Source organism: Pseudomonas sp. BF-B-30 (assembly GCF_019956305.1).
In the GTDB taxonomy this organism is placed as follows: Bacteria; Pseudomonadota; Gammaproteobacteria; order Pseudomonadales; family Pseudomonadaceae; genus Aquipseudomonas; species Aquipseudomonas jessenii.
Genome location: NZ_JAHBDG010000027.1, coordinates 23045 through 44300, shown reverse-complemented (window position 1 = coordinate 44300; position 21256 = coordinate 23045). Strand labels below are relative to the sequence as shown.

Genomic DNA, 21256 nt, shown 5'->3' with positions numbered 1-21256 from the left:
TGGCCATTGCAAAGGCAGAACCTGGCATAACCCTGCCCCTTTGGTGACCCATTGATGATCCTTTCCCTGCAAGACTTCAGGGCGCCTGTTGCCCTGTTTTTCTGCCTGCTGGCCAACCACGCACCGGCCGAGGAATCGGCGCAAGGCGCAGAAGGATTTTTCGAGGGCTCAACCCTTGGCGTGCTCAGTCGAAACTTTTATCTGAATAGCGACTATCGATCCCCCTTGCCGACCGGAAAAAGCTACAAAGCCGAATGGGCTCAAGGTTTTATCAGCGCTTTTGAATCCGGTTTCACGCCGGGGACAGTTGGTTTCGGTCTCGATGCCCATGCCTTTGCTGGATTGAAACTCGACGGTGGCAAAGGCCATTCCGGAACCGGTCTGCTGCCCGTGGGCAGTGACGGTCGTAGCGAAAGCAATTACTCCAGCGGTGGCGGCGCGATCAAGCTCAAGGCATCGAACACCACCCTGGCGTTTGGCGAAATGGAGGTCGAATCCCCGGTGTTCGATACCGCGGACAAACGCCTGCAACCGGAGTACGCCACAGGTTTTCTGCTCAACAGCCGCGAAATCGACGGCATGAACCTGCAAGCCGGTCACTTCACGGCATTCAAGAATCAGGACAGTGCTTCAGGCAAGGGCAACTTTTTCGGTTATGGCGCCAATACCGAGGCCGGCGGCATTTCGTTTGTCGGCGCCGATCTGTTTACCCAAAGCCCGGTTGGCGGCGCCCTGTATGCCTCGGATCTGACCGACACCTGGCATCAGTACTACGGCAACCTGCACTTCAAGCAGTCCGGGGTGTTCCTCGACGCCAACCTCTATCACACCAGGGACACTGGTCAGGCGCTGGCCGGCGCCATCGACAACACGGCGTACAGCCTGTCCGGTAAATACGCGCTGGGCGCCCATGGTTTCACCCTGGCGTATCAGAAAGTCGACGGTGATACGCCATTCGATTTCGTCGGTGGCGATTCCATCTACCTGGCCAACTCGATCAAGTACGCCGACTTCAACGGCGCCCACGAACGCTCCTGGCAGGTTCGTTACGAACTGGACCTGACTGCCTTCGGGATACCCGGCCTGAAGTTCATGACCCGCTACGTCACCGGCGACCAGATCGACGGCACCCATGCACCACAAGGCGGGGCCTACAACCCGTTCGACCCGGCGACCGGCGCCTTCGTGCCGCAACAAGGGGATGGCGGCAAGCATTGGGAACGGGACATTGATTTGAAGTACATCGTCCAAACGGGGGCGGCGAAGGACCTGTCGGTACAGGTGTCACACGTTTCGCATCGGGCCAATGAGGCGCAGGCGGGTGATGACATAGACCGGATATATGTAGTGATTGAGTACCCGCTGGAGTTCTGAGCAAACCACGCGGCAATGTTTGGAATGTATTCAATTGTTGGAGCGGGCTTGCCGCAAAGCTGTAAATTCTGTTCGGATTGGAAGGTTTGCAATAGTGCCCCGGCTGCTCGAAACCGCATCAATAGTATGATGGCTTGCACGCAGTCGACCATCTCCGTGGAGGCACATTCATGGGAACCGTACGAAAAACCATCACCGTGACTGACCAGCAAGACAACTGGATCAAAGCGCAGATAGAAGCGGGCCATTACACCAACGACAGCGAATACATTCGCGATCTGATCCGTCGTGAACAGGAGCGCAGCGCTGAACTCGAAACGATCCGTTCCGCCCTTCGGGAAGGTGAATCCAGCGGAAAGCCTCGCCCATTCGATCCTGTTGCATTCAAACAGAGAATGTTAACCGCGCATGGCTGAATATCGTCTGACGCCTGCCGCAGAGGGTGACCTTGAGGCAATCTGGAGTTATACCGCTCGCCAGTGGGGCCTGGATCAGGCCAATCGCATGGAAGCGCAGCGCAATTTCTGACGATCCATTTCACAACCCCCGTGTAAAAACTGGACGAATGTGTTGCTTCGACCAACTGCCATCGCAAGCAGGCTCGCTCCCACAGGGGATTCGGTTGAGTCAGAACGTGTGGGGTTGATTGGCGGAAGGCAGCCGGAGTCGAACCTGCCCGGGAACGGATGCCGTCCCCAACCGGGTTTGAAGCCCGGCCGCGCCACCGGGCGCGATTGCCTTCCTTGAATGATTGCCTCTGAATCAAAGCTCATTTCGCTGGGCCAGCGCACTGTCCAGGCGAATCTGCCGACGATCGCCAAAGCGCCGGGTCAGGCCGACACGGTCAAAATACTCCAGTATCTGAATGCTGCGCTTGCGCCCCAGGCCCACCGCATCACGAAACGCCGTCACCTGAATCACCGGGTTGGCGTCCGCCAGTTGCAACAGCATAGCCGCCAATCGGCGAATCATGCTGTCGGTGTAAAACAGGTCGCGTACCACCTGGTGCAACAAGCCCAGGCGCGCCATCTTGCGTAGCAGTGCGCGGACGCTGGCTTCGTCATGTCCCAGGTTGCGCACCCAGGGCGGGTCGAATCCGGCCTGTTCGAATAGCGGCTGCAATTGTAGCCACAGGGTTTCGTCCTCTTCGCTCAAACGCACCTGATGTTCGGGCAGGTGCAACCACGGGCCACTGCTGGCGATGTCGCCGCTGGCCAACAACTCGTCGAGCAGGCTGATAAACGTTGGGCGTTCCAGCGACCTGCCGATGAATCGACGCAAGCGATCCCGGTCCGGCCCCATCTGATCCGGTTCGAGTTGATGGAAATGCGCGAGCTGATCCACTAAGGGCGCTTTCAAGGATTCCCAGCGACTTGCACTGAACAGCAATGGGCCTTGACGGGTATCGATCAGGCGCACGTCAGCGGGCAACACCCAACTGCTGCGCGATCGGTTGAACTGCCGCTCCAGACGCTGCGGATCGAGTCCGGTGTCGCTGTGGGCCAGCAACGCCGGCAAAACATGTTCTAGCCCGGCACTGTTCGCCAGCGCACCCAGTTGCGCCAGACGTTCGGGGCTGCGGCGTTGCCGATCCGGGGCAAACGGATCGAGCACCTGGCCGCCACCCAGGGTTCGTTGGGCACTCTGGTCACGCAGGATCAGCGGATCACCCTTCACTGCATGCACCGCTGTGTTGAGCAGCAGTTGCGCAAACATCCGTCCACCGGGCGCCAGGCTGGTGCCTTCCAGCAAGGCGACGCGCCCGGTCACGTCCTGGGTGCCGAGGTGCACGTGCACCGGTTGAAAGTGTTCGAAAGCCCGGGGTTCGCCGGCCAGCAGTTGCATGTCGATGTCCAGGCGCCGGGTGGGCGCATACAGGCCTTCGGCGAGTAACCAGTGGCCGCGATGGATGTGTTCCAGGGCCAGCCGTTCGGCACTCAGGTTCAAGGCCACGCGCTGGCCGGCGAAAGCGTGGTCGGCAGCCTGGTTTTGCGCGTGCAGGCCGCGAATGCGCACCGGTTTGCCCTGTGGCCCCAACAGCAGGGTATCGCCCACCGCGACCTGGCCGGACAGTGCCGTGCCGGTCACCACGATACCGGCCCCGGCCACGCTGAAAGCCCGATCGATCGCCAGGCGAAAACCGCCTTCGGTGCTGCGCTGCTGTACTTCACGCTGGGCTTGCAGCAATTGTTGGCGCAAGGTTTCGATGCCCTCGCCGGTCACGCTCGACAGCGCAATCAGCGGCGCATCGGCATACGCTCCGGGCGCCAGCAAGGTACGGACCTGCTCACGCACGATCTGCACCCGGGCGCTGTCGACCCGGTCGCACTTACTGATCGCCACCAGTGCCCGGGGGATGCCCAGCAACTGGACAATCGCCAGGTGCTCGTGGGTCTGCGGCATCACCCCGTCATCGGCGGCCACCACCAGCAACACCAGATCGATGCCCTGCGCTCCGGCCAGCATGTTGTGGGTGAAGCGCTCATGGCCGGGAACGTCGATGAATCCGGTCAGCTGCGCATCCGCCTCCAGCTCGGCATACAGGTAGCCAAGGTCGATGGTCATGCCGCGCTCACGCTCTTCGCGGCGCCGGTCACCCGCCTGACCGGTCAGCGCCTGGAGCAGCGCTGTCTTGCCATGGTCGATATGCCCTGCGGTGCCGACAATCACCCTGCCCGGCCCTCCACGTGTAATTGTCCGAGTTGCGCCAGCCATGCCGGCTCGTCGTCCAGTTGCCGCAGGTCCAGCCACAGGGCGTCATCGTCGATGCGCCCCAGGACCGCAATCGGCAAGTCGCGAAAGGCTTCTTCCAGCGTCAACAGCGAGCGCCCGCGCAAGCGCTTGGACGTCAGCGGGCGCAGACACAGCGCTGCGCTGGCCAGCCTCGCCACCGGTTGGCTGCCGCTGCCGATCATGCCCAGTGCCGGCATGGCACTGACGCTCCAGCCGTCACCCAGCACTTGGGCAAGCGCCGGCCGCAAACGCTCGGCCTGGGCGAGAATCTCGGCCTGTGGCCGGGTCAACAGGCGCAGGCTCGGCAAACGCTCGGCCAGTCGGTCCGGGTTTCGGTACAAACCCAGCACCGCTTCCAGGGCCGCCAGGGTCATTTTGTCGACACGCAGCGCACGTTTGAGCGGGTTTTTCTTGATCCTGGCGATCAATTCCTTGCGGCCGACAATCAACCCGGCCTGTGGTCCGCCGAGCAGCTTGTCGCCACTGAAGGTGACGATGTCCGCGCCATCGAGCAGGGCCTGACGCACCGTCGGCTCTGCCGGTAAACCCCAGCGGGTCAAGTCCAGCAGACTGCCGCTGCCGAGGTCTTCGAGCAACGGCAGTCCATGTTGGTGGGCAATTTGCGCCAGTTCAGCCGTCGCCACACTCGTGGTGAAGCCTTGAATGCTGTAGTTGCTTGCATGCACGCGCATGATCAAGCCGCTGCGCGGGCCGATGGCAGTCTCGTAGTCACGGGCATGGGTGCGGTTGGTAGTGCCGACCTCAACCAGCTTTACCCCGGCGCGGGCCATGATGTCGGGAATGCGGAAGGCACCGCCGATTTCAATGAGTTCGCCCCGGGAAATAATCCCTTCCTTGCGCGCGCCCAGGCTGTTAAGGGTCAAGAGCACTGCTGCGGCATTGTTGTTGACCACGGTCACCGCTTCGGCGCCGGTCAATTCGCGGATCAAGCCTTCGATCAGGTCGTCGCGATCTCCGCGCTTGCCGCTGCGCAGGTCGAACTCAAGGTTGAGCGGATAGCGCGCGGCCATTTGCACCGCCTCAATCGCTTCCTCGGGCAATAGCGCCCGGCCGAGATTGGTGTGCAAGACCGTGCCGGTGAGGTTGAACACCCGACGCACATGGCTGCGATGCTCGGTTGCCAATCGCTCGCCGACCCTGCCCGCCAGCACGTCGTCGCTGACTTCCACAGGTTCGAGCAAACCCTGCCGTACGCCTTCGCGCAGTTCATCCAGCAATTGCCGCAAGGCGCCCAGCAAGGCGTCGCGTCCATAGCGCTCGGCCAACGGCCGGCACGCCGGGTGACGCAACAAACTGTCGATGGAAGGTAGACGCAGGGGTTGGCTGGCACTGCGTGCAGACATCTGGCGCTCCTGAAAACGAATGGCCCTCGCGCCAGAGTGTAGACGCTGCGGTTACTCGTCTCCCGGCGCCAGCAACAGATTGGGTGCCAGACGCTGATAACCGTCCTGGGTCAGGCGCATGTCGAGCATCAGGCTGGACAGGTCTGCCGACAACGCTTCGGCGTCCGCATCGTTCTCCAGATAGAGCAACTTCAGATAACTGTTGCAACCGGGGCAGACTTCGGCGCGCAACGGCGCCTGGTTGGCGGCATGGCGATCATCTTCAAGGCTGAGGTATTCCAGGCCTTTGCTCTGTTCGCAATACACGCATTTGACCCGCACCACATGCCACTCGCAGGCACACAGCGAGCAGACCAGATAACGCAAGCCGTTGTGCTTGCCGCGATGACGGATGACCCCGGCCATGGCCGGCGAGCCGCAGGCCGGGCACTGGCTGAGGCTGTCGCCCGGAGTTAGCGCGAGGTTCGGCGTACTCAACAGCCAGTGGCTCCAGGCTGTTTGAAGCGCCGCACCGAGAAACGGCACCAGCGCCGCCGGCACCAGCGAATACTGGCCACTGACCAGCGCCACCGCCCAGGCGCGACGTTGCCCGGCACCGGCCAGGCGCAAGGTGTCCACGGCATCGGCCACGGCGGATTGTGACGGCGCGCTATAGCACTGCAGCAAGGCATCGAGGTATGGCTGCCAATCGTCTTCGCGCGCCAGGCTGTCGGCCGCGAACGGCGGCAAGCCGTGTTGCTGGCACAACTCGATGCGTTGTCGGTCAAGGGGGTCGCTTGGCGGCGGGTCGTCCAGCACCTGTTGCTGCACCCGGCACAACCCGGCGATCAGGCGCAGGTAATCGGCCATCGGGTGCCCTTCGGCCAGCGTTTCCAGGCGCTGGGCACGCAGGCTGAACAGGTTATGCGGTGGCATGTACAGAAACGGCGGCGAACTGGCCGCCGCTTCGATTTCTCCGGGTTCAAGGATGGTTGGCAAATGTCAGCCCTTTTTGGTGATCGGTCGTTTGGGCGCTTCGCCGCGGGTCTCATCTTGAGTCACTTGGCGATACCAGAGTTCGTGGTGTTTCCTGGCCCAGCCGCGGCTGACCCTGCCGTGCAACATGGCGCTGACCGAACCCTTGATCCAGATGCCGGCGTAGATGTGCACGATGATGCTCAGGATCAGCACGAAACCGGCCAGCGCATGCAGCAACATCGCCCAGCGTATCGTGGTGATGCCGAAATACTCGCTGAAGTACGCACGCCAGATCACCAGCCCGCTGAACAACAGCACCAGCATGCACAGCAGTAAAGTCCAGAACAGCAGCTTCTGCCCGGGGTTGTATTTGCCGATGGGCGGGACGCCCTCCTCTTCATTTTTCATCACCCGGTCGATGCGCCTTAGCCACAGGCGATCATTGGCGATGAAGTAGTTGGCGCGCCAGAAGCGAAACACCAGGCCGAGGAACAGCACGAACATCAGCACGCCCATGAACGGGTGCAGGATGCGCGTCCATGGCCCGCCGCCGAACAGGTTGCTCAGCCAGAACAATGCCGGGTGGAACAGCGCCAGCCCTGACAACCCGGCCATGAGGAACAGAATCGCCACCAGCCAGTGATTGGTGCGCTGGTTGCTGGTGTAGCGCAGGATCGTCTTGTCGCTCATGGCCTGCCCTCCCCTCGGGGATCGAAGGTGTGCACCGATGGATCGACTTCGTGCACGGCGTTGTCCGGCGGCTCCGGATGTTCATCCTCTTCGACGATTTGCGGACCGACGCGCACGTAGTGGAAGAACCCGGCCAGCACCGCCGCGCCCATGGCCAACAGTGCCAGGGGTTTGCTGATGCCCTTCCACAGCCCTACCAACGGACTGATCGCCGGGTGATCGGGCAAGCCGGCGTACAGTCTTGGCGTATCGGCGTGGTGCAACACGTACATCACGTGGGTACCGCCAACGCCTTCGGGGTCGTACAGGCCGGCGTTTTCAAAACCCCGGCTCTTGAGGTCGACGATACGCTCGGCCGCATGTTCCTTCATGTCGTCCTTGGAGCCGAACACGATGGCACCGGTCGGGCAGGTTTTCACGCAGGCCGGCTCCAGCCCTACCGCCACCCGGTCCGAGCACAAGGTGCATTTGTAGGCCTTGTGATCCTTTTGCGAGATTCGTGGAATGTTGAACGGACACCCGGTGATGCAATAGCCGCAACCGATGCAATGATCCTGATCGAAATCGACGATGCCATTGGCGTGCTTGATGATCGCCCCCGGGCTGGGGCATGCCGCCAGGCAGCCGGGCTCGGCGCAATGCATGCAGCCGTCCTTGCGGATCAGCCATTCCAGATTGCCGGCGTCGGTCTCGTGCTCGGTGAAACGCATCAATGTCCAGGTTTCTGCGGTGAGATCCTGAGGATTGTCGTAGGTGCCATGGTTATGGCCGACCTCGTCACGCAACTCGTTCCATTCCGAGCAGGCGACCTGACAGGCCTTGCAGCCGATGCATTTGGTGGTGTCGATCAGCTTGGCGACTTCCTCCATGCCGCGCACCGAGGGCGCAGGTGTGGTGGTGGCCGAGCGGGCAATGATGTCTTGGCTGGCCATTTAGACTTTCTCCACGTTGACCAGGAATGACTTGGATTCCGGGGTCTGGGTGTTGCCATCGCCGAGGAACGGCACCAGGGTGTTGGTCAGGTAACCGTGGCGCGTAAGGCCGGTGAACCCCCAGTGCAACGGAATGCCGATCTGGTGCACCACCTGGTTGTTGACCTGCAGCGGACGAATCCGCTTGGTCACCACCGCTACCGCTTCGATGAAGCCACGCTTGCTGCTGACCCGCACCCGGTCGCCGGCGACGATGCCTTTTTCCTTGGCCAGCACTTCGCCGATCTCGACGAACTGCTCCGGTTGGGTAATCGAGTTGAGCTTGCAATGCTTGCTCCAGAAGTGGAAATGCTCGGTCAGCCGGTAACTGGTCGCGGCGTACGGGTAATCCTTGGCCACGCCGAGGGAATCCCACACCGAATCGAAGATCCGCGCCGCCGGGTTGCTGGTGGCTTTCTTGTTTTGCGGGTGCAGCGGGTTGATGCCGATCGGCGTCTCGAACGGCTCGTAGTGCTCGGGGAACGGGCCTTCGTTCATCTTGTCGACGGCGAAGAATCGTGCCACGCCCTCGGGGTTCATGATGAACGGATTCATCCCCGCTTCCGGCGGCACGTCGGCCTTGTAGTCCGGCACATCGGTGCCGGCCCAGGTTTTGCCATTCCACCACACCAGGCGTTTTTTCGGATCCCACGGCTTGCCTTGCAGGTCCGCCGAGGCGCGGTTGTAAAGGATCCGCCGGTTGGCCGGCCAGGCCCAGGCCCAGCCTTGATGCTGGTGCATGCCGAACGGATCGTTGTTGTCGCGCCGCGCCATCTGGTTGCCCAGTTCGGTCCAGCTGCCACAGAAAATCCAGCAACCGGACGCGGTACTGCCATCGTCCTTGAGCTGGCCGAACCCGGCCAGTTGCGCATTGGCCTTGATCGCCGCGCCCGTCGCGTCGGCGAAGTCCGTGGTGGCGGAGCCGTTGATTTCCTTGGCCAGCTCTTCCGGCGAAGGTTCCTCGGGGATCTTGTACGGCCACGACAGTTTGAGCATCGGGTCGGGGTATTTGCCGCCACTGGCCTGATAACGCTGACGCAGACGTATGAACAGCTCGCTCATGATGCGGATATCGGTCTGCGCTTCACCCGGTCCGTCGGCGCCCTTCCAGTGCCATTGCAGCCAGCGACTGCTGTTGACCAGCGAACCGTCCTCTTCGGCAAAGCAGGTGGTGGGCAGGCGAATGACTTCGGTCTGGATGTCGGCGCTGTTCACGTCGTTATACGGCCCGACCTTTTGCCAGAACTCCGAGGTTTCGGTGGCCAGCGGATCCATCACCACCAGCCATTTCAGCTTGGCCAGCGCCACCATCACCCGGTTCTTGTCGGGTAGTGCAGCGATAGGATTGAAGCCCTGGCACAGGTAGCCGTTGACCTTGCCCTGCCCCATCAGGTCGAACACCTTGAGGATGTCGTATTGGGGAATGTCCAGTTTCGGCAGGTAGTCGTAGGCCCAGTTGTTCTCGGCCGTGGCGTTGGCGCCGTACCAGGCTTTCATCAGGCTGACGTGGAATTTGCCGTAGTTCTGCCAGTAGGACAGTTGCCCCGGACGCAGCGGCTTTTGCGTGCGCTTGAGGATGTAGGCGTTGTAGTCCTGTTCGGCATCGCCGGGTAGCGTGAGGTAGCCCGGCAGTGAGTTGGACAACAGGCCCAGATCGGTCAGCCCCTGGATGTTGGAGTGCCCGCGCAAGGCGTTCACGCCGCCGCCCGGCATGCCGACGTTGCCCAGCAGCAGTTGCACCATCGCCGCGCTGCGAATCATCTGCGCGCCAATCGAGTGCTGGGTCCAGCCCAGGGCATAGAGGATGGTCATGGTCTTGCCCGGTATCGAGCAAGTGGCGATCTCCTCCCAGATTTTCTGCATGGCATCGACCGGCATGCCGCAGATCTGGCTCGCCAGTTCCTTGGTGTAACGGCTGTAATGCTGCTTCATCAATTGATAGACGCAACGTGGGTCCTGCAGGGTCGGGTCGACTTTGGCAAAACCGTCTTCACCGAGTTCATAGCCCCAGCCGGACTTGTCGGTGTAGAGGCGCTTGGCCGCGTCGTAGCCGCTGAAGATCCCGTCCTCGAAGCCATAGCCGGCTTTGACGATGAACGACACGTCGGTGTAGTTGCGCACGTATTCGTGCTGGATCTTGTCCTCGGTCAGCAGGTAATTGATCAGCCCGCCCATGAAGGCAATGTCGGTGCCGGTGCGAATCGGCGCGTAATAGTCGGCCACCGAGGCGGTCCGGGTAAAACGCGGGTCGACCACGATCAGCCGCGCCTTGTTGTGCGCCTTGGCTTCGGTCACCCATTTGAAGCCGCACGGGTGCGCTTCTGCTGCGTTGCCGCCCATCACCAGGACCAGATTCGCGTTGGCGATATCGGTCCAGGTATTGGTCATGGCACCACGGCCGTACGTCGGGGCAAGACTTGCCACCGTCGGGCCGTGTCAGACACGCGCCTGGTTATCGAACCCCAGCATGCCGAGACTGCGCACCACCTTGTGGGTGATGTAGCCGGCTTCGTTGGACGCCGCCGATGCCGCGAGGAAACCGGTGGTCAGCCAGCGGTTCACCGTTTGGCCCTGGGCGTTCTTCTCGATGAAGTTGGCGTCGCGGTCGGCCTTCATCAGGTCGGCGACGCGATCGAGGGCTTCATCCCAGGAGATGCGGGTCCATTCGGTGCTGCCGGGTTTGCGCACCTGCGGGTATTGCAGGCGGCCGGGGCTGTGAATGAAGTCCAGCAGGCCTGCGCCTTTAGGGCAAAGGGTGCCGCGGTTGACCGGGTGGTCGGCGTCACCTTCGATGTGGATGATGTTTTGCGCGACATTCTTCGCCATATCGCCCTGGCTGTACATGATCAAGCCGCAACCGACCGAGCAATACGGGCAGGTGTTGCGGGTTTCATGGGTGTGGGCGAGCTTGAAGTGACGCACCTGTTCGGCAAAGGCAAGCGTCGGGGCCATGCCCAACGCACCCAGGCTAGAGCCTGCAAGGCCGATGCCGGCGACCTTGAAGAACTGACGACGGCTGAGATCCATCGTGCACTCCTGATCAGGTGGAACCCGGTACATGGCCGGGCTTTTTCGAACAACCACGGTCTGGGCAGTCTGGCTGCCGACACTTGAAACTGTAGTCAACCGGTTGACGTTCTGTGTGAAAACCGACCGTCGGGCAAATCCATCGGGCGGTGAAGATCCTTGTAGGAGCGAGCCTGCTCGCGATGGTGTGTCAGTAGACATCACCGTATCTGACACACCTTCGCGAGCAGGCTCGCTCCTACAAGGATTGGCGCTTATCATGGCGGGCATGATTAACCCTGCCGTTACGAGACCCCGCATGACTTTCGATTTTGATCAGGTGTTCGACCGCCACAACACCGGCAGCACCAAGTGGAGCCGCTACCCCGCCGATGTGTTGCCGATGTGGGTCGCCGACATGGATTTCGCCGCGCCGCCGATGATCATCCAGGCCCTGCAAAAACGACTGGAACACCCGATGGTCGGCTACAGCGTGGCCCAGGATGACCTGCGCGAGGCAATCGTTGCCGACCTCTGGAACAAGTACGCCTGGCGCGTCGAGCCCCAGGAGCTGATTTTCCTGCCGGGCGTCGAGTCCGGCTTCAACATGGCACTGAAGGCACTGGTGCAGGCGCCACAGAATGTCGTTGTGCAGGTGCCGAACTACCCACCGCTGCGTCATGCGCCCGGGCATTGGGGGCTGAACAAGGTCGAACTGAATTTCGATGCGCAAGCCGACGGCACCTACACCACGCCGCTGGATACCCTGAGCCAGTCGCTGCAAGGTGGTGGCGCACTGCTGCTGAGCAACCCGCATAACCCGCTGGGCAAGGCCTTCCCCCGCACAGAGCTGCAAGCCATTGCCGACATTTGCCTTGAGCATGATGCCTGGATCATTTCCGACGAGATCCACGCCGAGTTGTGCTTCGACGGTCGCCAGCACATTCCGATGGCGACCCTGAGCCCACAGGTCGCCCAGCGCACCATCACCTTGATGTCGGCGAGCAAGGCCTACAACATCGCCGGCCTGAAGACCTCGTTCATGATCATCCAGGACCGCCACCTGCGCGAGAAGGTCAACCACGCCCGTTGCGGCATGGTCGACAGCGTCAATCCGCTGGGCATGGAAGCCACCCGCGTCGCCTACAGCGAAGCCGCACCATGGCTTGCCGAGCTGAAGGTCTACCTGCAAGGCAACCGGGATTACCTGGCCGAGGCCGTACACACCCGCCTGCCGGGCATCACCATGAACCTGCCGCAAAGCACCTACCTGGCGTGGCTCGACTGCACGGCACTGGGGCTGGACGACCCGCAGCAGTTTTTCCTCGAACAGGCCAAGGTGGGTTTGAGCGCCGGCCTGGACTTCGGCGATGGCTGCAAGCAGTTCGTTCGCCTGAACTTCGGCTGCCCACGGTCGCTGCTGGAAGAAGGCATTGCGCGGATGGAGCGCAGTTTGCGCCATCTCAAGGCCTGACCCGCCCCTCTAGCCATAGCCTATCCCCTTGTGGGCGTGACCCTGCTCGCGATGGCGTCCTGTCAGTCGGCAATGATGTTGCCTGACACGGCGCTATCGCGAGCAGTCTCACTCCTGCAGGTAATAATTGAACCGATGCAGCCCTTCAATGCTCAACAGCCTATAGCCCTGCACTGACGGTTGTTTCGGGATCTGAGCCATGAGTTTCGTTGCCTGGGTGGCGGTGTTGGGCGCGGTGTTGCTGACCCTGGCACTGACTTCGTCGTACCTGCGCTGGATGCCGGTCACCACTTCGGCGGTGTGCCTGGTCCTGGGCATCGCCATCGGGCCGGCGGGCCTGGGTATGCTCAGGCTGGATATCAAGGAGGCAGCGTTCTGGATCGAGCACCTGACGGAAGTCGCGGTGCTGTTTTCATTGTTTGTCTGCGGGCTCAAGCTGCGACCTCCTCTTCGTGATCGCCGATGGCGAGTGGCGTTCGTCCTGGCGGGACCGGTGATGGTGCTGACCATTGTCGGCGTCTGCCTGCTGCTGCATTTCGCTTTCGGACTGGCGTGGGGGCCGTCGCTGCTGATCGGGGCGATACTGGCGCCGACCGATCCGGTCCTGGCCTCGCTGGTTCAGGTCAATGACGCCAAGGATGATCCGGTGCGGTTCGGGCTCTCGGGCGAAGCAGGACTGAACGACGGAATCGCTTTCCCGTTCGTGATTCTGGGACTGTTGTTTTTGCAGCAAAACGGCAGCTTTGGCAGCGGTCTGGATGACTGGTTTTTCAAGCGCCTGTTGTGGGGCGTGCCCGCCGGACTGCTGACCGGTTACTGGATGGGGCGCGGTATTGGTCACCTGACGTTGTTCATGCGCATCAAGAATGCCGACAGCACGTTTTCCCCCAATGACTACCTTGCCCTGGCCTTGATCGCACTGGCGTACGTCATGGCCGAAACCATCGGCGGTTACGGGTTCCTCTCGGTGTTTGCCGCCGGCCTGGGCTTGCGTCGGGCCGAGGTCAGGACAAGCAGTGACGCCCACACACCGGCCGAACACCTGGTTCAAGCGGTGGTCGGTCATCAGCATGTCGAACCCGAGGCGGCCGTGCTCGGCAATGTGGAGCACCTGGAAGACACGCAAGTCGCCGCCGGGATCATGATGGGCGACATGCTGTCGTTCGGCAGCCTGGTGGAACGGGCCATGGAAGTTTTTCTGGTCACCTTGCTCGGTATTGTGCTGATCGCGCACTGGGACTGGCGGGCGTTGCTGGTCGCGTTGGTGCTGTTCGGGATGATTCGCCCGCTGACGGTCTGGCTGATGCCATGGGGTTCGCTGCTCAATGGCCCGCAACGCTGGTTGATTGGCTGGTTCGGAATTCGCGGCATCGGGAGTTTCTACTACCTTTTCTATGCCTTGAACCACGATCTGCTGCCTTCAGTGGCAACGGTGTGTGCCGACCTGACGCTCTCGGTGGTCGCCCTGAGCATTCTGGTCCACGGAATCAGCACCCAGCCGATGCTTGCCCGCTATGAACGGCGTAACCGCCGCGTCACTTCATCGCCAAGGCAATGACTTCCACCAGGTTGAGCTGGGTAAAGGGTTTCGACAAACGAGGTAGACGCGCGGCAATGCCTTCCAGGCGTTCGGCAAAACCGGTGGCGAGGATGATCGGCACGCTCGGTCGCATGAGCCTGATGGCGTTGGCCAGTTGCGCGCCACTCATCTGTGGCATGGCCATGTCGGTGATCACCAGATCGATATCCGGTTCACTGCCGAACAGCTCCAGCGCCCTGGCTCCGGAAGCCGCACTGATGACCCGATGCCCGAGGTCCTCGAGCAGCAGACTGGTGCTGGTCAACACCAGACTGTCATCGTCCACCACCAGTACGCACAGGCGGGGCACTTCCACGGTCTGCGTTTGCGCTACAGGCTCAGCCACCGAACCCCGGGTGGCAACCGGCAACCACAACTCGGCCGTCGTACCCTGATCCTTGTTGCTTTTGAGGATGAAGCGCCCACCCAATTGCTCGATAAAACCGTGGACCATCGATAACCCCAGGCCCGTACCTTTACCAACGCCCTTGGTGGTAAAAAAGGGGTCCATCGCCGAGGCCAGCGTGGTTTCATCCATGCCCTCGCCGGTATCGGCAATGTTCAGGCAGACATAACGCCCCGCGGCCAGGGATGAGGCGCCGCCGGTGACCTCCTCGGTCCTGGCACTGAAGATGATGGTCCCGCCGTGGGGCATGGCGTCGCGGGCATTGGTCGCCAGGTTCAGTACGGCCAGTTCCAGTTGATTGATGTCCGCCATCACCGGTTCAAGATCCTCGGGAAAGCGTGTTTCGACTTTCACCGAAGGCCCCAGGGAGCTGCGCAATAGCCCGGAAATGCCTTCCACCAACGCCGGTATCCGCACAGGTACCGACTTGAGCTCCTGGCGTCGGGCAAACGCCAGCATGCGCTGGGTCAGGGATACACCGCGCAAGGCACCTTGGGTGGCGTTGTCGATCAGGCGGGTTATTTTGGGGTCATCCGTCACCCGTTTGCGCACGATTTCCAGATTGCCGAGGATCACCGTCAGCAGGTTGTTGAAGTCGTGGGCGATCCCGCCGCTGAGCTGGCCGATGGCCTGCATTTTCTGCGCCTGGAACAAGGCCTCACGGGTTTGCTCCAGCGCCTGCTGCGCCTGGGTGACTTCAGTGATGTCCCGGGTGATCTTGGCAAAACCGAGCAATGTGCCGGTGTCGCCCCAGATCGGGTCGACGATGACATGGGCGAGGAACCGCGTACCATCCTTGCGCACCCGCCAGCCCTTGTTTTCAAAGCGCCCTTCACGAACGGCGATATCCAGCGTCCGTTGTGGCTCGCGGGCATCGCGATCCTCCGGGGTGTAGAACATCGAAAAATGCCGGCCAATGACCTCTTCCGGCAAGTAACCCTTGATGCGCTGGGCGCCGGGGTTCCAGTTGCTCACCCGGCCGTCCGGGGAAAGCATGTAGATCGCATAGTCGGTAACGCTCTGCACCAGCAGGCGAAACTGCTGCTCGCTTTGCTTGAGGATTTCCTCGGCCATTTTGCGATCGGTCAGGTCCCGGGTGATCTTGGCGAAACCGAGCAACGTACCCGATGGGTCGAAGATCGGATCAATGACCACATGGCACCAGAAATGTGTGCCGTCCTTGCGCACCCGCCAGCCTTCGCCCTCGAAACGCCCTTCACGAATCGCCGTGTCCAGTGCCCTCTGGGGCAAGCCGGCACGGCGATCGTCATCGGTGTAGAAGCGCGAGAAATGCTGACCGAGGATCTCGGCCTCCTCGTAGCCCTTGAAACGCCTGGCGCCGGCGTTCCAGCTGGTAATGATGCCGTCGGGATCAATCATGTAGATCGCATAGTCGATCACTGCATCGATCAACAGGCGAAAGCGCTTGTCCTCAACGGTATTCGGCCTGTTTCGATCCTCGCTCATTGAGTTCTCGCGTCATGATTGTTTTTCTGGAGTATGAGACAAACTGCCAATTTGGAAAGCCATGACTGCGGCAGTTTGCTTCATCGCCTGCAATCCTGGCTTAGCGATACACGTATTTGGTGATGTAGGAATAAAGCTCGTTGTAGACGAAATCGGGAACCTGTTTGTCATATTGACTGGTTTTAAGCAGCTGTAGATGACATTCCCTGACCATTTCGTCACGCTCCTCCCTCGAATAGACGGACCTCCTGAGGATTGTGTCATAGGCGCTGTAGGCATATGGCTGCAGCGTTGAAGCTTCGTTCAGATTCCCATTTGCGTCCAGGGTATAGGCGCTATGAGCGCGCAGTACCCGTTCGCTAAGCGTGCCCAGACCACGCTCGTACAAGAAAATTTGCGAGCCGCTCACCGTCTTTGCGATGAACTCGAACGCAACGAGAACCGCCGGGGCGTTACTGATGCTCTTCTCGAGTCTCGAATAGCTGACAAACCGTTCCAACTCCTGATTTTTCAGGCTGGAGAATGTTCTTTTGATGCTGGACAGATGGGCGAACGCGTGATTGCAGCCCACGACATGGACTTCGAGTTGATACCCGGGAACAAATGTTGCCAATCCGGCAAAACCGATGTCATCGAACGCGCACTCCATGATGATGTTGCATCTTTGAGAAAGCGCGTTGGCGAAGATTTTCTCACCGAGCTCCCTGGCAAACGCTTCTGTATGTTCGTAGGCGTGCAAAACGCCGAGTTTGATCATGTCGGCGTAATTCGGGTGTTTTTTTCGATATTCGGGCAGGTACAGTCGAATGTAGTTCCCGTAATTCCCGGATGGCAGCAAGCTCTTTTCCAACAAGTAAGTCTTGCCCGAGCCCTCCACTCCGGCGGTGATCAGCAACTTTGGGGTGGCTTCAGCAGTTTTGCCGACGAAGAGCGTAGGGTAGATCTCGTCGAACGCCTTGATCACGTCGTCTGAGGAATAGTTGTATTTCGGTGCTTCTGACATACCTTGATTTCCTTATCAAAGAATTGGGTTGTGATATCTAGCCGTTCCAATAAAGCGTGCTGGCGTTGATTGTTCAATTCGTTGTTTTAATCAAGGTATGTATTTGTTTTTAAAGGTAAAAGCTCCTACAGCGCAGAGCGAGAATTCGTTGGTGCAATCGACCACCAGCGCGGCAGTAATTGCCTGACCTTGTGCTCTCCAAAACGGTCGTCGATCAACATCACCACCCCTTGATCCTGTTGCGTACGGATGACCCGTCCAGCGGCCTGAACCACTTTCTGTACGCCGGGAAACAGGTAGGTGTAATCGTAGCCAGCGCCGAAAATCGCAGCCATGCGCTGTTTCAACTGCTCGTTGACCGGGTTCAGTTGGGCCAGCCCCAGGGTGGCGATGAACGCACCGATCAACCGTGCGCCGGGCAAATCGATGCCTTCGCCGAACGCACCGCCGAGCACTGCAAAGCCGACGCCCTCGCCGTCTTCGGTGAACCTGTCGAGAAAGTCCTGGCGTTGTGCCTCGCCCATGCCACGGGATTGCGACCACAGTTTGATCCGCGGGTGCCGCTCGGCCAACAACTGCGCCACCTGCTGCAAGTAATCGAAACTGCTGAAAAACGCCAGGTAATTGCCGGGGCGCTTGCAGAACTGTCTGGCGATCAAGTCCACGATCGGTTCGAGAGAGGACTGGCGATGAACGAACCGCGTGGAGATCTGGTCGACGATGTGCACTTGCAGTTGATCGGCGTGAAACGGCGACTCGACGTCGATGCACACCGTGTCCTGCGGCGCTCCCAGTAAATCGGCGTAATAGTGCCGGGGGCTGAGGGTCGCGGAAAACAGCACCGTGCTACGCGCGGCGGTCAGGCGCGGGCGGATGAAGCCGGCGGGGACTACATTGCGCAGGCACAGTTGCGAGAGGTTGCGCCGGCGCTCGAGGTCGCGCTTGCTGATGTCGAACAGGAACTGCTCATCGAACAGTTCGGCGACCCGGCAAAAGTGCAGCATGTCGAAGTAAAATCCCTGCAGTGCGCTATCCAGGCCTTGAGGGTGATCGTTGAGGTAGTCACCGATGTTGGCGCTGGACGATGACAGCGCCTGCAGGAGCTTTTCCGGCGCTTTGTCATAGGCCTGATAGGCGCCGGTTTGCGCGTTATGCAGGGCATTCCACTCGCGGTTGACCCGTTGCATCGGTTTTTTCAGCACTTCGGGGGCGGTTTTGCGCACGCCGTTGAAGGTCGCCTGGTCGAGGCTGGCGCTGTACATCTGCCGGCCGCGCTCTACCAGGTTGTGGGCTTCGTCGACCAGCACCGCGATCTTCCAGTTGTTGGCCTGGGTCAGACCGAACAGCAACGCGCTGAAATCGAAATAATAGTTGTAGTCGGCAACTACCACGTCGGCCCAACGCGCCATTTCCTGGCTCAGGTAATACGGGCAGACATCGTGCGCCAGGGCGACCTCGCGCAAGGCGCTCTGGTTCAACAGGCTCAGTTGACTGGCCGCCTGCCGTGCGGCGGGCAGGCGATCGTAGAACCCCCGGGCCAGTGGGCAGGACTCGCCGTGGCAGGCTTTGTCCGGATGTTCGCAGGCCTTGTCCCGGGCGATCATCTCCAGCACCCGCAACGGCGGCGCATCGGCGCTGGCAAGCATCACGTGCGCGGCATCCAGGGCCAGTTGCCGCCCCGGGGTTTTCGCCGTAAGGAAGAACACCTTGTCCAGTTGCTGCGGTGCCAGCGCCTTGAGCATGGGGAACAAGGTACCCAGGGTCTTGCCGATGCCCGTGGGCGCCTGGGCCATCAGGCAGCGCCCCGTGCTGACGGCCTTGAACACCGATTCGGCCAGATGACGCTGCCCCGGTCGAAAGCCGGCATGGGGAAAGGCCAGGCCCTGCGCAGCCAGATTGCGCCCTTCTCGATGGGCGACTTCCTGTTCGGCCCATTGCAGGAACTGCGCGCAATGCCGTTCGAAGAACTGTTGCAGCTCGATGGCGTCGAAAGACTCGACCAGGCAGGTCTCCTTTTCACTGACGATGTCGAAATACACCAGTGCCAGATTGATCCGCGAGAGGTCCAGTTTCCGACACATCAACCAGCCGTAGATCCTGGCCTGGGCCCAATGCAATTGGCGGTGGTTGGCCGGTTGTTTGCTCAAGTCGCCGCGGTAGGTCTTGACCTCCTCCAGGCAGTTTTGCCCGGGGTCATAGCCATCCGCCCTGCCCTTGACCGTCAAGGTTTGATACTGGCCCTCAAGGGCAATTTCGCTTTGGTAACCCTCGCTGCGCCGCGAGGCCACCGTACGGTGCCCGACGATACCTTCCAGCGCGGTCGGTGACGGCGTGAAGCGCAGGTCGAGGTCGCCGGCCTTGGCGGTGAACTCGCACAGCGCCCGCACCGCAATGCTGTAGCTCAATCGTCCTGCTCCGCCCATTGCACGTAGCACACGGCGATCGGCATCTGGTGCTCATGGCAGAACTCCAGCCAACGCAACTGGTTGTCCTGCAGGCGATCGCCCGGGCCCTTGACCTCGATCATGCGGTAGGTCTTTTGCTGCGGCCAGAACTGGATCAGGTCCGGCATGCCGGCGCGATTGGCCTTGATGTCCAGCAAGAGGCGGTTGAACCAGTGCTTGAGGTGCTCGGCCGGGAGGCAATCGAGGGCTTGCTCCAGCAACTCTTCGCTGAGCACGCTCCAATACACGAACGGCGACTGCACGCCCCACTTGGCGGCATAACGTTCGCGGATGGTCTGCCGGTAGCGCCCGTCGTCGAGTTCGGCCAGGCAAGCCTGAAACGGTTCGGCCCGGCGGACATGGAAGTCTTCGCTGAGCAAATCCACCGGCCCGCGCTGGAACGGGTGAAAAAAAGCCCCCGGCAAAGGCGCGAAGATCGCGGGCCAACACAGCAGGCCAAACAGTGAATTGACCAGGCTGTTTTCCACGTAGTGCACCGGCGCCGAATCTTGCGCCAGATGCGCCTGAACATAGAACTCCACCGATAATGCCGGGTCTGTCCTGGGCAATTGCAGGTCCAGGCGCTGCATTTCCCGAGGCGCTGCCCGCTTGATGGGCGGCCCGCCGAGCTTGCGCCGCAGACGTGGCAGGACGCGGAGCAACTGTTGGTGTTCCGCGGCGCTTTGCGGTGCCTGTTCGGCCTCCACGGCCAGGTCCATCGCCTGTTCAAACTGGCCGCTGCGTTCCAGCACGCGAATGAGCCGCGCACGCGCGCCGGGAAAAGCGCATTCGCGGTACAGGTTCAGGGCCATGGAGAAATCCGCGATGCGTTCGCAGTACTGGGCCATCTGGAACAGCAGCTTGCCGCGCCGGCGTTGCAACCACGGATTGTCCAGCGCCAGGTCCTTGATCCGCTCGGCCACCTCTTCCAGCGCTTCACCGGCCTCGAATTGTTGCTGGTATGCGTGCAGGAGGACGCAGGCATCCACGTCTTCGCGGCTGCGCAAGCCACGGAACTCGGCACAGAATTCGACTTTTTCGTAGGTGTAGATACCGAGGTCGGCCAATACGAACTCCGACCAGTCCTGATACAGGTTGCCGAAAAACATCAGGCGCAGGCGATCGCACAATTGCATGATGGTCAGGCTGAACAGGCGCTCGTCCAGGGTCGGACACCAGTCGTTGAAGCTTTGCACCTGGGGAAACTGCTCGCATAGCGCCGGCAACCAATCGGCTTTCCTGCCTTTGGGTTGATCGATGACCGGGCCAAAGGCCTGGAGGATTTCACCCTTGAGCAGCACCTCGAACAGCGCTTCGACCGCCAACGGCATTCGCTCATCGACCCAGCCGAGCGCTAACAGCGGCCCGACGGCGCAGCCGGTATCGCCGATTTCGTCATAGTGCAGTTTGCTCGCCCTGAAATGAACACCCTTGCGCATGACCATTCTGACCAGCAGTGCCTGCGACTCACGGGGTAAGCGCTTAAACTCATGAATGAAACGCTGCTCGTCGACGCTCAGCACATCGGCAAAGCGCTGCTCAAGCCAATCAAGCACTTGCATGAAGTTGTTTAAGTAGTAGAACGGATCGTCGAGGGGATTTGCGGTCACTGGAAAATGGCCATGGCGAGAGATACTGGTTATGCATACAGATACCAGTTCTAGCCTGCGTGGCGCAATCGGAAAAGGATAAATGGCGGCGCGGTAAGGAATTTTCCCGGGCAGTAGAACTTTCTGTCCCCTGGCGGCACCAACCGCCATACGGGTGCAGTGACAGCCTCGGGCTGAT

Annotated in this window: 14 protein-coding genes, 1 tRNA gene and 1 pseudogene; 5 read left to right on the top strand and 11 right to left on the bottom strand. The window is 60.9% G+C overall.

From position 1 onward, the window contains the following. Window positions 1-54 precede the first annotated feature (54 nt). The 3 genes and pseudogenes from KGB29_RS15615 to KGB29_RS15605 form a co-directional block, all read left to right on the top strand. The gene (locus KGB29_RS15615; RefSeq protein WP_150813014.1) at window positions 55-1374 is read left to right on the top strand and encodes an OprD family porin; all 1320 of its coding nucleotides are present in this window, start codon (window positions 55-57) and stop codon (window positions 1372-1374) included. A 170-nt stretch (window positions 1375-1544) separates the two neighbouring features. Beyond that, window positions 1545-1790: a type II toxin-antitoxin system ParD family antitoxin gene (locus KGB29_RS15610; RefSeq protein ID WP_102670266.1), complete on the top strand. Its 246-nt coding sequence runs from the start codon at window positions 1545-1547 to the stop codon at window positions 1788-1790. After that, window positions 1783-1878, top strand: a pseudogene (locus KGB29_RS15605) (type II toxin-antitoxin system RelE/ParE family toxin); the annotation flags it as partial. The gene KGB29_RS15610 and the pseudogene KGB29_RS15605, both read left to right, overlap by 8 nt. Before the next feature lie 143 nt (window positions 1879-2021). On the opposite strand, the gene KGB29_RS15600 reads toward KGB29_RS15605, so the two are convergent. The 7 genes from KGB29_RS15600 to fdnG all read right to left on the bottom strand — a co-directional run bounded on the left by KGB29_RS15600 (window position 2022) and on the right by fdnG (window position 11116). After that, window positions 2022-2117, bottom strand: a tRNA-Sec gene (locus tag KGB29_RS15600). Window positions 2118-2136: 19 nt separating this feature from the next. Then, a complete protein-coding gene (gene selB, locus KGB29_RS15595) occupies window positions 2137-4044 on the bottom strand; it encodes a selenocysteine-specific translation elongation factor (protein ID WP_150813013.1) in 1908 nt (635 codons plus the stop codon). Continuing rightward, window positions 4041-5471 carry an L-seryl-tRNA(Sec) selenium transferase gene (gene selA / locus KGB29_RS15590; RefSeq protein ID WP_150813012.1) on the bottom strand — a complete coding sequence of 477 codons (1431 nt, stop codon included), beginning with the start codon at window positions 5469-5471 and terminating at the stop codon, window positions 4041-4043. The genes selB and selA overlap by 4 nt, the downstream gene beginning before the upstream one ends. 51 nt (window positions 5472-5522) lie before the next feature. Continuing rightward, the gene (gene fdhE / locus KGB29_RS15585) at window positions 5523-6449 is read right to left on the bottom strand and encodes a formate dehydrogenase accessory protein FdhE (protein ID WP_150813011.1); all 927 of its coding nucleotides are present in this window, start codon (window positions 6447-6449) and stop codon (window positions 5523-5525) included. 3 nt (window positions 6450-6452) lie between these two features. Next, the gene (locus KGB29_RS15580; RefSeq protein ID WP_057714812.1) at window positions 6453-7118 is read right to left on the bottom strand and encodes a formate dehydrogenase subunit gamma; all 666 of its coding nucleotides are present in this window, start codon (window positions 7116-7118) and stop codon (window positions 6453-6455) included. Then, window positions 7115-8050, bottom strand: coding sequence for a formate dehydrogenase subunit beta (gene fdxH / locus KGB29_RS15575; protein WP_057714811.1), 936 nt, complete (start codon window positions 8048-8050; stop codon window positions 7115-7117). Before fdxH ends, KGB29_RS15580 begins: the two co-directional genes overlap by 4 nt. Then, window positions 8051-11116 carry a formate dehydrogenase-N subunit alpha gene (gene fdnG, locus KGB29_RS15570; protein ID WP_150813010.1) on the bottom strand — a complete coding sequence of 1022 codons (3066 nt, stop codon included), beginning with the start codon at window positions 11114-11116 and terminating at the stop codon, window positions 8051-8053. 298 nt (window positions 11117-11414) lie between these two features. Here fdnG and KGB29_RS15565 point away from each other — a divergent pair, with 298 nt between their 5' ends. Together KGB29_RS15565 and KGB29_RS15560 are read left to right on the top strand one after the other, a co-directional pair. Further along, window positions 11415-12569, top strand: a complete 1155-nt coding sequence (locus KGB29_RS15565) for a MalY/PatB family protein (protein WP_057714808.1) — start codon at window positions 11415-11417, stop codon at window positions 12567-12569. Window positions 12570-12768: 199 nt separating this feature from the next. Further along, entirely contained in the window at window positions 12769-14127 is a 1359-nt protein-coding gene (locus KGB29_RS15560; RefSeq protein WP_150813009.1) for a cation:proton antiporter, read from the top strand. Here KGB29_RS15560 and KGB29_RS15555 read toward each other — a convergent pair. From KGB29_RS15555 to KGB29_RS15540, 4 genes are all read right to left on the bottom strand, one after another. Continuing rightward, entirely contained in the window at window positions 14105-16021 is a 1917-nt protein-coding gene (locus KGB29_RS15555) for a PAS domain-containing sensor histidine kinase (protein WP_150813008.1), read from the bottom strand. The genes KGB29_RS15560 and KGB29_RS15555 overlap by 23 nt on opposite strands. Window positions 16022-16121: 100 nt before the next feature. Continuing rightward, a complete protein-coding gene (locus tag KGB29_RS15550; protein ID WP_150813007.1) occupies window positions 16122-17024 on the bottom strand; it encodes a zeta toxin family protein in 903 nt (300 codons plus the stop codon). 125 nt (window positions 17025-17149) lie between these two features. Further along, window positions 17150-19429: an ATP-dependent DNA helicase gene (locus tag KGB29_RS15545; protein WP_223616452.1), complete on the bottom strand. Its 2280-nt coding sequence runs from the start codon at window positions 19427-19429 to the stop codon at window positions 17150-17152. After that, complete coding sequence (locus tag KGB29_RS15540) at window positions 19426-21078, bottom strand: VRR-NUC domain-containing protein (RefSeq protein WP_223616451.1); 1653 nt, start codon at window positions 21076-21078, stop codon at window positions 19426-19428. The genes KGB29_RS15545 and KGB29_RS15540 overlap by 4 nt, the downstream gene beginning before the upstream one ends. Window positions 21079-21256 lie beyond the last annotated feature (178 nt).

What these genes read in the sequence shown, in the direction of transcription:
- KGB29_RS15565 (WP_057714808.1), top strand. Translation starts at nt 11,415, where the DNA reads ATGACTTTCGATTTTGATCAGGTGTTCGACCGCCACAACACCGGCAGC.
- KGB29_RS15555 (WP_150813008.1), bottom strand. Translation starts at nt 16,021, where the DNA reads ATGAGCGAGGATCGAAACAGGCCGAATACCGTTGAGGACAAGCGCTTT.
- KGB29_RS15615 (WP_150813014.1), top strand. Translation starts at nt 55, where the DNA reads ATGATCCTTTCCCTGCAAGACTTCAGGGCGCCTGTTGCCCTGTTTTTC.
- KGB29_RS15550 (WP_150813007.1), bottom strand. Translation starts at nt 17,024, where the DNA reads ATGTCAGAAGCACCGAAATACAACTATTCCTCAGACGACGTGATCAAG.
- selA (WP_150813012.1), bottom strand. Translation starts at nt 5,471, where the DNA reads ATGTCTGCACGCAGTGCCAGCCAACCCCTGCGTCTACCTTCCATCGAC.
- KGB29_RS15610 (WP_102670266.1), top strand. Translation starts at nt 1,545, where the DNA reads ATGGGAACCGTACGAAAAACCATCACCGTGACTGACCAGCAAGACAAC.
- KGB29_RS15580 (WP_057714812.1), bottom strand. Translation starts at nt 7,118, where the DNA reads ATGAGCGACAAGACGATCCTGCGCTACACCAGCAACCAGCGCACCAAT.
- fdxH (WP_057714811.1), bottom strand. Translation starts at nt 8,050, where the DNA reads ATGGCCAGCCAAGACATCATTGCCCGCTCGGCCACCACCACACCTGCG.
- KGB29_RS15560 (WP_150813009.1), top strand. Translation starts at nt 12,769, where the DNA reads ATGAGTTTCGTTGCCTGGGTGGCGGTGTTGGGCGCGGTGTTGCTGACC.